Origin of the sequence: Rufibacter sediminis (assembly GCF_014269285.1) — a bacterium.
GTDB classification, from domain to species: Bacteria; Bacteroidota; Bacteroidia; order Cytophagales; family Hymenobacteraceae; genus Nibribacter; species Nibribacter sediminis.
In genome coordinates this window covers 39,913-54,012 of record NZ_JACOAF010000033.1, presented here as the reverse complement: position 1 = coordinate 54,012, position 14,100 = coordinate 39,913, and the positions used below count along the sequence as shown (strand labels likewise).

Genomic DNA, 14,100 nt, shown 5'->3' with positions numbered 1-14,100 from the left:
AGAATGATTGCTTTTCTAAATAGATACCCCTTTTTGTTTATCAATTATCTAAAATTGATAGACGATCTTATATGATCGTTTCCTCAAAAGATTGGAATTCACCTCTGTTGAAGGTTAAATTATCTGAAAATAGTTATGAAAAATATTTATTAAGTTGATATATAGTATGTATGCATACTATATAATAGGATAAAGTTTATATGTTCATAAGGCTAAACATAGTCTTATACTTAGATATAAGAAAAAGGTTGTATGAATATTTCTATTAAATTTATAAAAGTTATAATAAAAGCTCTTTTGCTGCTTTATGTTAGAATAGATGTAAGTGTCTGTTATAGTTATAATCAATTATTTGGATAATTCATACTTAAAGTGGCTTTAGTTACAGTTGTGGCTCTAGTGAGATATTGATTATCTTGTATAACCTTAATGTATATTTTATTTTATTGCTACTCTGGTTATATGACTTTATTTAAATAGTTATAAATGTAAAAGCATAGAATTGATAAATGGTATTGCCAATTTTGTGGCATTAGTTTAAAACAATAACTAAGTAATACAATAATTTATCGATATCTATTGACGCTTTTATGAAAAAATTGTACTCCTTGATTAGGTTCGAATGGGTTGAGTTGACTCAGCAGTTTCTGCGGATGTCTCTTCTGGTTAGGAGGAAAGACTTGGCCTATAGTGCAGGAGATGTGAACGCTTCGCGAACTCCATTCTCTAGTAAAGTTGCTGTTGTAATGCTTTTGACCGGAGTGTTCTCCCTGGCGGTTTCTAGGTTAGAAGCACAAACTCTTACCGTGAACGCAACTTCTTATTGCCCTGGTAGTCAGGTTACAGTTACAGTTTCTAGTAATAAGAATGGCAAAACCACTTTTAATGTGGGGGTTTATAGTGGAAACACTACATCTGCTACCTTGTTACAGTCCCTTGGCATTATAGAAACAACTTCTGCTAATACTGAAGTTTCTGCCACTTATACCTTGGCAGCAGCTTCTAATGGTACTCCCAGGTTTATTGGATCCATTCCAGGGCAAGGGCAGAATGTGGATTTGTTTTCATCGCAATTCTCAGTTGGGCTTCCTGAAAGCCCAATCGTATCAGTTATTAATAATCAGCCAACAACCATCATGTATGGCGGTGTTAACCCTACTTTTTCAGTAACTCCTCCTAGTGGGTTGCAGGTGAGATGGTATAATGCAGCTACAAATGGCACATTGCTTACTTCTTCTTCTACATATACTCCAACCGATAAGGCTGTAGGTACTTACACATATTACGCTGAGCTTTATAATTCAACCGGCTGTGCAAGTGTTACAAGAACTCCTGTTACTCTTGCTATCAATAGAAAAGAACTGACAATTTCAGGTGTTTCGGCGGTAAGTAGAGTTTATACTGGTGCTACTGCTGCTGCTTTGACTGGAACTGCTACTCTCAATGGTGTGGTGCCAGGCGAAAGCATCACTTTAAGCACTACTGGAGTTGCGGCTGCTTTTGATTCAAAAACCGTAGGTAATGGGAAGGCGGTAACTGTGACCGGCTACTCTATCTCTGGAGCAACAGTTGCGAACTACACCCTTGTTCAGCCAACTGGCTTAGTAGCAAACATCACTCCCAAAGCCTTAATTGTAGCGGGGGCAATTGCCAACAGCAAAACCTATGATGGGACTACTTCCGCTACTATCGGGGGCACATTGACCGGTGTGATTTCGCCAGACGTTGTCACTTGGGTTAATGCAGGAACTTTTGCTTCCTCAAATGTAGGAACAGGTATTGCAGTGACTTCTGCAGGTAGTTTATCTGGCACCGATAGCGGCAACTATACTTTAACTCAGCCTGCCGGTCTTACTGCCAATATCAATAGGAGGTCTCTTACGGTGACTGCTGTTGGTCAAAACAAAACATATGATGGCACTACTGACGCTAGTGTAGTTCTTTCTTCTGACAAGTTGAGTGCGGACGCCGTGACGCTTGCGTATTCTTCTGCTGTTTTCGCAGATAAGAATGTAGGGGTTAAACCTATTAACGTAAGTGGGATTTCAATCAGCGGTACTGCAGTTGGTAACTATGTACTTGCCGCTACCACTGCCACTGCATCGGCCAGCATCTCTCAGAGGGCGCTGGTGGTGTCTGCAGTAGGTCAAGACAAAACCTATGATGGCTTGACTGTAGCGACAGTGCTCTTGAGTGCGAACCAGTTAGCAAATGATGTAGTGAATCCTACATATACATCTGCTGCCTTCGGAACCAAAAACGTAGCCGCTAATAAGACAGTAAGTGTTAGTGGAATAAGCATTAGTGGATTAGATGCAGCTAATTATTCTTTCAATACATCTGCAACAGCTTTCGCCAATATTACGCAGCGAACTCTGAATGTGACTGCAACATGCCAGGACAGAATTTACGATGGTGGTATTAGCGCGCCTGTTACTTTAACATCGAATAAAGTGTCAGGTGATGTGGTAAATGCTATATATGGGTCAGCTACGTTTGCTGATAAAAAGGTAGGAGCCAACAAAGTTGTGACTGTGGAAGATGTTAGACTGGATGGTGCCGATGCCCTGAATTACATTCTCTCTAATACAATCGCATCCCCGTCTGCTGCTATCATCGCTAAACCTGTTGCCGCTACTTTCACGGTGAAAGACAAAGTTTTTGATAACAACACTTCTGCTGAGATTCTCACAAAAGAATTAGTGGGGCTAATACTAGGAGATAAAGTAGATCTGGCAGGTGGTACTGCTAAGTTTGATTCTCCAGAGGTGGGTAGTGGCAAAGAAGTCACATTATCCAACGCCTTCCTAACTGGTGATGATGCCGGGAATTATGCACTGGAACCTATTGCGCCAACCACGGCTAGCATTTTTGAACCGTCTCCACTGCCGGTGACTCTGCTCTCTTTTGAGGGCAAGCAAATCAATGGATCTGTTAACCTGGCGTGGAAAACTGCCGCTGAGAAAGACAACGACTACTTCCAGGTAGAGCGTAGCAAGGATGGAAAGTCTTTCGTGAGCATCGGCCGCGTGAAAGGGAACGGAAACAGCAACGTATTGCAGAGCTACGCATTCACAGATGCTTCTGCTCAGGCAGGAACGGTATACTACCGCCTGAAGCAAGTAGATTTTGACGGCAAGTCTGAGTACTCAAAGGTGATCTCGGTGAAAGCCGATGGAAAAGCCGTGGCGCAAGCTTCTGTGAGCGTATATCCTAATCCAACTACCGGCACTGTGTACTTCGCTTCTTCTGATGTAACTGGGGCAGCTACTGTCATCTTGCTTCATAGCCAAGGTGGCGTAGTTTCTAAGAAGCAAGTATCATTAGAAGCAGGGCATCCTATCGCGCTGGATCTGACAAATCAGGCAGCCGGTGTGTACTACCTACAGGTGCAGACCGCTACGGGTAAAACCACCACCCGGGTAGTGAAGCAATAAAACAGCTGATTCTTGCTCCAGACAAGGGCCGTCTCTTACCTAGAGGCGGTCCTTGCTTTTTTATGCTGGCTCAATTCTGTTGCTGTGCAGAAAGGGAGCTTGTGCCCAGGTTTTGCTATGATCTGTTTAGGGCCTATTTTCCGTAAACGGCCCTAAAACGGGTCCGGGTTTATGTAAATTAAAGCTCATCCCGTGAGGGCCGGAGTGTTGCTGCGGTAAGATGCGCCTTTAAGGTTGAAACAGCCTGTTGGGTAGTGTTCATTTAAGCTTCTTGTTTTGTCAGGAGGGGTGATGCTATTGCTTCCTGCGTCTCTTTTGTCTCGCATTGGGTCTCTATCATCAAGTTAACTCAAGTAGTAAATCAGCGGGGTGAAGATGGATGCCAACTCCTATAATTTTCGAAGTCTTTTTATGTATGTTTTTAGAAAGCGAGATGCGAAGTATCACCATGCCATGTTTGTGGATTTCATATGCATCTGTTCGATTCTATAACATACTTCAAAGAAGTTGGAATGAAACACGCATTTGTATTTTCAATATTTCAACTGTGTAGAAGATATTCAACTCTGTCTTGCTAATCTGCTGTGTCTTGATTGAACACAAACTATAAATTATTGTATTTGTTTGTTTGAAGTATGTTTTAAATATAAGAAAATGAAGAACAGTGTAAATGAGCTGTTTGGTGTGTAAAGCATTGATATAAACATAATTATCCCCAACTTTGAAGCTAGTATTAGAATCACCGGCATGAAAATGTCCTAGTTGTTTAAAGTTGGTTAGTTTATTATGAATTTATTGCGCGTATCTAAGAAGCTGTTGTGTACAGTAGTTTCTTTGTTCTTTTTGCAGAGTGCCGCCTTTAGTGAAAACGTATCCGTTGCTCCTCTGTATCAAAACTTTACTTCCTTTCTTCCTTCCGGATTTTCATCGGGCTATGGTAAACAGTTAATGGCTCACCCGGGAAGTATGATGCTGGAAGAAAGCTCTATGGCGGTAGTCCTTGCGGAAACCAACCCTAACATAGTCGTAGTTGAAATTGGTCTCGCCAACATTACTGGTACCCCAGCCGCTGATTATGCCAACCTGAAGTATAACAAAGCGGGCGTATTTAATTTTGAGATGGATGACAACAGCGGGAAGGCCGTGGATGTCTTTAAAATCCTGAACGGAGGTACCGCTTCCAATGGCGTCACGTATCCGGGGAAATACCATACAGACGGTTGTGGGAATAAAATCAATTATAGGGGAGCCGTCGCGTTGAACCTCCTTAACAACTACAACCAGGACCAGATCGTCAACACCGCATCGGGGAAGAAAATAAACCAGGAAGGGCTTAATCTTCTGGTGGCAAATAAATGGACGTTAGAGAATCATGGGTATGCCCACAGCGCCGGCAATACGCTGATAGACGGAGATGTAATCAAAAACATTCACGAGAACACCAAAGTGTTCTACTCTAAGATGGCGGCGGCAGGCCTGCCTTATAGAATCAGGGTAGCAGTTACGCCCACCAATGACGAAGGGTATCAGCCTAGCGCCAAGCAACTAGGGTATATCGGGTTGACGACGCAAACCAGGAGGGATGATGCGGCTTTGTTCAGTGGGTATGCCGCCTTGTCCCCAGATTGGAGCCAGATGCTGTACACGCATCGGTCCTTCAATGATAAGTGGGACCAGGTGACTACTGACTCTTTCAAAGAAAAAATAGATCGGCTGATTCTGCTGAAAGCCACCACGGCTACCCCGCAAATGTTCAGATTGGGCACCCACGGTCCAGATCTTGCCAAGTGGGCTGAGTTGATGAACTACTTGCAGACCGCCTCCCGAGACCGTGTGTGGGTTCCTTCTTTGCAGGAACTGATAGAATACTTTGAGGTGAAAAGGCTTCTGGTGAGAACATCCTCCTATGATGCCGTGACTAAAAAACTGGTGCTTACCCTGGACTATTCAAAAATTCCGGAGCACAACCGGTTCAGAGATGTTTCTCTTTTGCTCAAAGGTGCCAACATCACGTCGGTAAGCGTCAAAAGCGGAAATCTGGACAAGGTCACGTTCAATTCCTCCACGGGCTTGATCAACCTGTTTAAGATGAAAACCACCTTTGCCAATCCGGCCTTGGAGGTGCTTCCTCCTAAGATCACCAGTGCCATCATCACTGAGGCCAATAAAGTACGGGTGGTGTTTGACCGTCCTGTTCTGCTGACCAAGGAAGGTTTCACCATTAAATCGGCTGGGGTGGAGGTGCCCGTCATTGAAGTATTAGGCAAAGGAACCGTGTGGGACCTGAAGGTGCAAAGTCCGTATACCAAGTCCAGCGTTCTGTCTCTTTATTACCGCATGCAACGGGGAACGGCTAGAGATGCCAGTAATGCGGCTTTCAAGGTAGGGAGTTACATCGGGAAGAAAGTCGTGAATAAAATCGGCCTTAGCACTACAAGTACCTCGTTGTCGGTTGATTTTGACGGGGTTGACGCAACTGCGGGAACTACGTCCAAGCTGTTGTTGCGCGCCTTCCCTAACCCGACCGCTGGCGAAGTGTCCATCGTCACCGCTGCTTTTTCAGGACCGGGAACTGTCTCTGTTTTTAACGGGAAGGGTGCGCTGGTGATGCAGCAAAAGGTGCAGATTATAGAAGGTCAGCCTTTGTTGATAGATCTGAATAACCAGGCAAGCGGTTTCTATACCCTGCGCCTCGAAACGGAAACCGAGGCCGCTGTTGCCAAGGTGGTGAAGCAGTAACCTCTTCCGCTTGCATTCCCAAAGGGAGGCTTTTCAGAAATGAGAAGCCTCCCTTTTTTATATTTAAGCAGTATCAATAAGAGTATATCCCCGAGAAGAGGCGCTATGCTGATGGGTGACTTTTTGCAAGTGAGTTTGTTCTTGCTGAGCTCTTTCTCTCACGACTCTGCTGAACCCCTATCGGCCCTTTTCAAGATGGGCTTCGAGAAACCTCAAGTTTTCAATGATCCTGAGAAAGGCTTCCTAAAAGGCAGTGGTACACGAAAGGTGCTGATATAAAGGCAGGAAAGGCGATTCCGCGGTAGAAAAGCATATAAGAATGAAAATATTATATATAAATAAATAACTTTTTTATATAACTATTACTTGTTGATAAGTGCGATGGGAACTGTTGATTAGAGTTTATTCTACATCTGTTACCTCTTCAAGAAGGGTTTTATTTTGAATATAGCGTTTCTGTGTTCTCTTTCAGGAATGTTGAGTAGGTTTCTTTTGGTATTTATTGAATAAATAATAAGATTAAAATATTGCACTGCTTTTCTCTTCTTGATACGAGTCGCTACTAGAGGCAAGATAGCTTTGTGAATTTTTATGTTTTAATTTATGTACTTAATGCAAGTATATATTAGATACGTAAAAGTTTGTATAAAGTTTAATGTCTTTTTTATGAAAAAATTGTACTACTTAGATGGGGTGATTAAGTGTCTCTGGTATGTTTTTGCTTGCTTAAGAGATTCTTTGGTTAAAGCAGACACAGTACATGTTCAACAAAATAAGAAGTATGTGTTTGACAAAGGTGTTAAAGGCAAGTTAAGCTTTGTTTGCCTTACAGTAGCTAGCTTAATATTAACATTAGTCTTCCATGCACAAGCTCAAGTTGTAGCTGTAAATGGAATACGAATAGTTGAGGCACCAAATCCCGCTGTTTACTGCTTTAATTCTGATATCAAAGTAGTAATAAAAAGCTCAAAGCAGGGGAGAACATCTTTCTTTGTTTATGTAGTAGATGGTAATGGCCCTAATGCCAATGTCTTAGAAAGAATAGGTGTTAGTACAGATATTCGAGCACATAATCAAGCTGGAGCGGAGTCCACCCCATATACATTGCGTCTAAGTAGTGCTTCAGTAGGAAGAGGGAGGTATTTACGTGCAATAGCTCAACAAGGAGATGATATTGCTCCAGTATATACTTCATTGTCTTTTGCAGTTATAGGAGCTCCTGTTAGTGGAGGCAATAAAACAATAACGTATGGAGACGCTGCTCAAATCCTAACGGCTAAAGCATATGAAGGACAAACCATTAATTGGTATGATGCAGCAACTGGTGGAAATTTAGTGTCCAATGCCACAAATACCACAGAAGTATATGATGCAGCAACAAAAACTGTTACTTCTTCTTTCAATCCTGGAGTAACTGCGGCAAACGTAAAACCTTATACATATTATGCTCAAGCGGTAAATGTAACGTTCACTCAATGTGCTACTACCGTAAGGACTCCAATTACACTTACTATTAATCCGAAACCAATTTCTGTTATTGGAGCTTTGGCTAAGGATCGAGACTATAATGGTACAGATATAGCCACCTTAGATAATGTTGGTTCTTTAAATGAAAGTGAGAAGATAGGTAGTGATGATGTTATGCTAAATTCGGCTGTAACTCCGACTGCGATATTTTCTGATAGACATGCTAGTAGTGTTGCCAAAACTGTGACCATTACTGGTTATGCTTTAACCGGATCCTCTGCAAGCAATTATGTAGTCTCACCTTCTACAATTACTACAGCTTTTATTCGCCCCTTAGGCATTACTGGTGGGTTTACAGCAAAAGATAAGCCATTTGATGGAGATGTAGCTGCCGAGGTGTTAACGCGCTTTCTGTTTGATACCTATAGTATTGACGAGGTAAGCCTCAGTGGCGGAACTGCTGAGTTCGATACTCCAATACAAGGGGTAGACAAGACGGTAACTTTAACCGGAGCTACTCTAGCCGGAGCTAATGCTGGTAATTACAACTTAACTTCTGTCGCAACCACTTTAGCTAGTATCACAGCCCCAACACCTCTACCTGTTACCTTAGTCTCTTTCGAAGGAAGCAGATCCGGAAATGTGGTGAAGCTGGCGTGGGCAACGGCCTCTGAGAAAGACAACGACTACTTCGAGGTACAGCAGAGCGAAGACGGCAAGTCATTCAAAGTGATGGGCGAAAAAGTGAAGGGCGCCGGTACTACGGCAGTTGCCCAGTCTTACAAAGCAATCATAGCTGCCAACTCCAGCAATACGCTCTACTACCGCCTGAAGCAAGTAGACTTTGACGGAAAGTTTGAATACTCTAAAGTGATTGCGGTGGAAGCTGACGGAAAAGCAACGGCCAAAGCTTCCATGCAAGCGTACCCGAACCCAACTCCCGGAAAGGTGATGGTATCTACAGAAGGAAGCGGTCCGGCCACGGTGACCTTGTTTCACAGCAGCGGACGCGCCGTGTCGCAGCAGCAGGTACAAATAGCGAATGGGCAACCCATCTCCATGGACTTGACGGGGCAAACTGCGGGAGTGTATTATCTACAGGTGCAAACGGGAACAAGTAAATCCACCACCCGCCTTGTAAAGCAATAAAAATTTCACGCATCTAACAGCAAAGGCCATCTCATTAGAGGTGGCCTTTGCTGTTATGTGCCTAATCGTAGTGAAAAGCTGATAGGGTATTTATGATCCAAGCTGTTTTAGGGGTATTTAACAGAAAATGGGTCAAAAACACAAGTAGGTGCTTGTCACGTGGCACGAGCCGGTGATAAATTGGGCATAAAAGAAAGCAACCAGAAAATGGTATCTTTGCCGAGCTATGGCAAAACAAGTTCTATGTAAAACGCTTACTCCGCCGTGAGCCTTTCTGGCCCGGATGTATCTGTTCTTCTGGGTGTCCTCTGCTAGCAAATCCCCTTCTATACTGCCCGCCGCTTTCGTGTGTCTGGAGAGAACCTCCTGGCGCAGAGGCAAAGCTGTAGGCTATTTTCCCCAATATTGATTTCCAAGAATGAAGCTTTCTTTACACCTGTTTGATTTCAGTCAAAAAGTAGATTATAAAAAAGAAGTATTGGCCGGGCTCACCGTGGCCATGACCATGATCCCTGAGTCGCTTTCCTTCGCCATCCTGGCAGGGTTTCCGCCGTTGGTGGGGTTATACGCGGCTTTCATCATGGGCTTGGTGACAGCGGTGTTGGGCGGCCGGCCAGGCATGGTCTCCGGCGGGGCCGGAGCTACAGCCGTGGTGCTGATCGCCCTAATGCAGTCGCACGGGCTGGAGTACGTGTTTGCGGCGGTGGCTTTGGCCGGGGTCCTGCAGATTCTGGTGGGAGTGTTCAGGCTGGGTAAATTCATCCGGCTGGTGCCGCAGCCAGTCATGTTCGGGTTTGTGAACGGGCTGGCCGTGATCATCTTTATGTCACAGGTAGAGCAGTTCAAGACCGTAGTGAACGGCGAGACAACCTGGCTGGCGGGTTCTCCGCTGTACATCATGGCCGGACTGGTGGCCTTGACCATTGCCATCATCCTGCTGCTGCCTAAAATCACCAAAGCCGTGCCGCCATCGTTGGTCGCCATTCTGGTGGTGTTTGGAGTAGTGATGGGTTTCGGAATCGAGACGAAATTGGTGAAAGACATTGCCTCCGTGAGCGGGAGTTTGCCGCCCTTCCACATTCCGCAGCTTCCGTTTACGCTGGAGACCCTGCAGGTGATCTTTCCATACGCGCTCATCATGGCCGGGGTGGGTCTCACCGAAAGCCTCCTCACCTTGAACCTGGTGGACGAAATCACCGGCACCCGCGGGAACGGGAATCGGGAGAGCATTGCGCAGGGCAGCGCCAATGTGCTGAACGGCTTTTTCTACGGCATGGGCGGCTGTGCCATGATAGCGCAGACCTTGGTGAACCTCTCGGCCGGAGCCCGGGCGCGGTTGGCAGGAATCATCGCCTCGTTGGCTATTTTAGTCATTATTCTGGTGGGCGCGCCCTTTATTGAGCGGGTGCCCATGGCGGCGCTGGTGGGCGTGATGGTGATGGTGGCCATTGGTACCTTTGAGTGGATCAGCTTCAGGATCATCAACAAAATGCCCCGGCACGATGTGCTTGTGGGCATACTGGTGGCGGCTATCACCATCTGGCTGCACAACCTGGCCCTGGCGGTGCTCATTGGCGTGATCATCTCGGCGCTGGTGTTCGCCTGGGAAAGTGCCAAACGCATCAGGGCCCGGAAGTACCTGGACGAGAACGGCGTGAAGCACTATGAGCTGTACGGCCCGCTGTTCTTCGGGTCAGTGGCTGCTTTCACCGAGAAGTTTGACGTGGCCCAGGACCCCGAGGTAGTGGTCATCGATTTCAAAGACAGCCGCGTGGCCGACATGTCAGGGATCGAGGCCCTGAACAAACTGACCGAGCGCTACCACAAAGCCGGCAAGAAGCTGCACCTCCGCCACCTGAGCCCCGATTGCCGCCTGCTCCTTCAGAATGCCGGGGCCGTGATTGACGTGAACATCCTGGAAGACCCGCACTACGGCGTCGTGACCGATAAACAGCCCAGCGTTTAGAGCCCGTTTTCCGAAAAACGGCCTCTAAACGTTCATCGGCGCGAACATACAATTCGTGTCCACACTATTTGCTGAACGGCTTTATTCGTTCTCCCTCTTTGTCCTCCTGAAAGGATCGTGTGAGCGAACGGTAATAGTGTTAATGCCCGGCTTTCTGGTACGCCCACAAGATCTTTCTAAGAGACCAAAGTGTGTTAGGGAGCCATAAAGAAAATAAGAGTACTTCCCGCTGGCGCGAGCCTCCGGCTCGTGTCCGAACGTAGTTCATCTCTATTTGATTTTCCTTCACTCAGTTGCAGTGTCATTTCCTGGGAAAAGGCAGTTTGTTGTAGCTGACTTGCGGTGTGTGCGGACACGAGCCGGAGGCTCGCGCCAGCGGGTGGAAGCCAGCCGACGGAGGAAAGAAGAGAAACGAAAAAGCGTTTAGGAGCCGTTTTAAGAAAACGGCCCCTAAACGCTTTTCTGGTTTAAGTGAGGTTCTTATACCACGTAAGACAGCCGGAACTCGGGGATTTCGATGTTCTGGTAACCCAGTTCTGTCAAGTCATCGCGCAGCTGGCCCATGACGGATTTTTCGCCGTGGACCAGGAAAATGCGCTGGATTTGCTCTTTGTCCTGGCAGTGCAGGAACTTGGCAATGTCGCCGTAATCCGCGTGGGCGCTGTATTCCTTCATGATCAGCATCTCGGCTTGCACGTCTACCTCATCGCCCATGATGTACACTTTCTCCGCCCCGTTCATCAGTTTGCCGCCCAGCGTGGAGGGCTCGCAGTAGCCCGTGATCAGGACCGCGCTGTTGGGGTCTGACAAGTTGGTTTTGAGGTGGTGCTGAATGCGGCCCGCTTCCATCATGCCCGAGGAGGAGATGATCACGCAAGGTTCGTCTATCTTGTTCAGTTCCTTGGAGTCATCCACCTCGGTGATATAGGTCAGCTGCGGAAACCCGAACGGGTCCGGGTCTTCTTTGAGATACTCCTGCATGGTGTCCCGGAAGTACTGCGGGTTGTCGCGCATGATGTCCGTGGCGTAGACGGAGAGCGGACTGTCCACAAACACTTTCACCTCGGGCAGGCGGCCTTCCTCGGCGAGGTAGTTCAGCGAGTAGATCAGTTCCTGCGTGCGCCCGATGCTGAAGGCCGGGATCAGCAGTTTGCCTTGCCGTTCCACGCAGACTTCCTGCACAATCTTTTGGAGGCGCTCCTCGGTGTTCTCCAGGCTGTCGTGCACGCGGTTGCCGTAGGTAGACTCGCAGATGATGATCTCGGCCTGCGGAAAGGGCTGCGGCGGGTTCAGGATCCGGTTGGCGAACCGCCCGATGTCGCCGCTGAAACAGAGGGTGCGCTCCCGGCCTTCGTCCTGCAGTTTCAGGTTGATGGCGGCGCTGCCCAGTACGTGGCCGGTGTCGGTGAAGAGCAGTTCAATGTCTTCGTCTATTTTATAAGGCTCGTCGTAGGGCACGGTGACAAACTGCCGGATGGCCTGCTCGGCGTCTTCCTCAGAATACAGCGGCGGAGTGCTGCCGTTCCCGTTGCTTTGCTGAATTCGGGCGCTGTCACGGAGGAGCAGTTCGCAGAGCGCCAGCGTGGGCGGCGTGCAGTAAATTGGTCCGCTGTAGCCTTCCCGCACCAGCAGCGGAATGAGCCCGGAATGGTCAATGTGCGCGTGCGAGAGGATGAGGCAGGTCAGGTTCTCGGGCTCAAAGTCGAAGGAGCGGTTCCGTTCCTCGGTTTTGTCGCCCATGCCCTGGGTCATGCCGCAGTCCAGCAGAATGCGTTTGCCGTTCTCCAGCGTGATGAGGTGTTTGCTGCCGGTCACGGTCTGGGCCGCGCCGTAAAATGATATGGTCATAGAAAGTCTCTTCTGAATAGGTGGGAGTTGTACGGCCCCCAGTTTATTCAGATACAGCAAAAGCCGTTTTGGGCCTGTTTTCTGAAAAATAGGCCCAAAACGTAAAACCCAAGGAGTGATTATGCAGATGAGTTGAAAGCAGAAAGCACCCAAACCGTAGCTTGGGTGCTTTCTTTGTTGACGTTTCAAGAGTTCTTGTTTCGGCACTGTTTTAGGCAAAACAGGCCCGAAACAAGAATCATGACAGACCTAGAACAGGTCCCGCTTTGGCGCGGATTTACTTCCGTGCATTCTTTATAGAAAATTTCTAGAGCCACGGAAGTAAATCCGAGCCTTAGTAGGGGCAATCCCTTGTGGTTGCCCTTTTACGCTAACCGCGTTAGGGCAACCACAAGGGATTGCCCCTACGGAAAGTTTCGGGCCTGTTTTGGTGAAAACAGGCCCGAAACAGGGATTATAACAAACCTCTTAAGCGGTCGGCGGCGCTTTCTGGGGTGATGTCGCGTTGCGGATCAGCCATGAGCTCGTAGCCTACCATGAATTTCTTCACCGTAGCCGAGCGCAAGAGCGGCGGGTAAAAGTGCATGTGCAGGTGCCAGCCCGGATAGTCTTTGCCATCGGTGGGGCTCTGGTGAATACCCGCCGAGTACGGGAACGACGTGTTGAAGAGTTTGTCGTACACCGAGGAGAGGCGTTTCATGGTATCCGCGTAAGCGTCTTTCTCCTCATCTGTGATCTGGCCCAGGTGCCCGAAGTGCCGGCGCGGAATCACGATGGTCTCAAACGGCCAGACGGCCCAGAAGGGCACCAGCGCCACAAAGTGCTCGTTCTCCACCACCAAACGGGTTTTCTCTTCCAGTTCCAGGGCCAGGTAATCAGAGAGCAGGCTGCGGCCGTGCTGCTGGAAGTAGGCTTCCTGTTGCTCGGTTTCCTTGGCGGGTTCGCCGGGCACCGAGCTCTGGGCCCAGATCTGGCCGTGCGGGTGCGGGTTGCTGCTGCCCATCACGCTGCCCTTGTTCTCGAAGATTTGCACGTAGCCAATCTCCTCCAGCGCGCCCAGTTCCAGGTACTGCTCCTGCCACAGGTCCACTACTTTCCTGATCTCGGTGGTTTCCATGTCAGAGAGCGTGAGGTCGTGGCGGGGCGAGAAGCAGATCACTTTGCAGATGCCGCGCTCGCTTTCGGCTCTCAATAAGCCCTGTTTCTCAAAGGAACCGGAAGGGCTCTCGGCCTGCAGGGCCGCGAAATCGTTCACGAACACGAAGGTGGAAGGATAATCTGGGTTCTTCTCGCCGTTGGCGCGCACATTGCCGGGGCACAGGTAGCAGGTAGGGTCAAACGCCGGGCGGCTGTCTTTCTCGGTGGTTTCCTGCTGCCCCTGCCAAGGGCGCTTGGAGCGGTGCGGCGACACCAGTACCCACTCGCCCAGCAGCTGGTTAAAACGGCGGTGCGAGTGCTCGGTGATATCAAATGTACTCATAGTTTCTTGGGGTA

6 protein-coding genes are annotated in these 14,100 nt (G+C 48.0%); 4 read left to right on the top strand and 2 right to left on the bottom strand.

All coding sequences use genetic code 11. The features are described 5' to 3' along the window. Positions 1-590: 590 nt before the first annotated feature. The 4 genes from H7U12_RS14815 to H7U12_RS14800 all read left to right on the top strand — a co-directional run bounded on the left by H7U12_RS14815 (position 591) and on the right by H7U12_RS14800 (position 10,758). Positions 591-3,437: a YDG domain-containing protein gene (locus tag H7U12_RS14815; RefSeq protein WP_186639369.1), complete on the top strand. Its 2,847-nt coding sequence runs from the start codon at positions 591-593 to the stop codon at positions 3,435-3,437. A 987-nt stretch (positions 3,438-4,424) separates the two neighbouring features. Beyond that, positions 4,425-6,176, top strand: coding sequence for a T9SS type A sorting domain-containing protein (locus H7U12_RS14810; protein WP_186639367.1), 1,752 nt, complete (start codon positions 4,425-4,427; stop codon positions 6,174-6,176). A gap of 666 nt (positions 6,177-6,842) precedes the next feature. Then, positions 6,843-8,792: a YDG domain-containing protein gene (locus tag H7U12_RS14805; protein WP_186639365.1), complete on the top strand. Its 1,950-nt coding sequence runs from the start codon at positions 6,843-6,845 to the stop codon at positions 8,790-8,792. Positions 8,793-9,210: 418 nt separating this feature from the next. Then, positions 9,211-10,758 (top strand): SulP family inorganic anion transporter, encoded by a 1,548-nt coding sequence (locus H7U12_RS14800; RefSeq protein ID WP_186639362.1) that lies wholly within the window; start codon positions 9,211-9,213, stop codon positions 10,756-10,758. Positions 10,759-11,238: 480 nt separating this feature from the next. On the opposite strand, the gene H7U12_RS14795 is transcribed toward H7U12_RS14800, so the two are convergent. Next, positions 11,239-12,606: an MBL fold metallo-hydrolase gene (locus tag H7U12_RS14795; RefSeq protein ID WP_186639359.1), complete on the bottom strand. Its 1,368-nt coding sequence runs from the start codon at positions 12,604-12,606 to the stop codon at positions 11,239-11,241. 454 nt (positions 12,607-13,060) lie between these two features. Next, entirely contained in the window at positions 13,061-14,086 is a 1,026-nt protein-coding gene (locus H7U12_RS14790; RefSeq protein ID WP_186639356.1) for a UDP-glucose--hexose-1-phosphate uridylyltransferase, read from the bottom strand. Between the last annotated feature and the right edge of the window lie 14 nt (positions 14,087-14,100).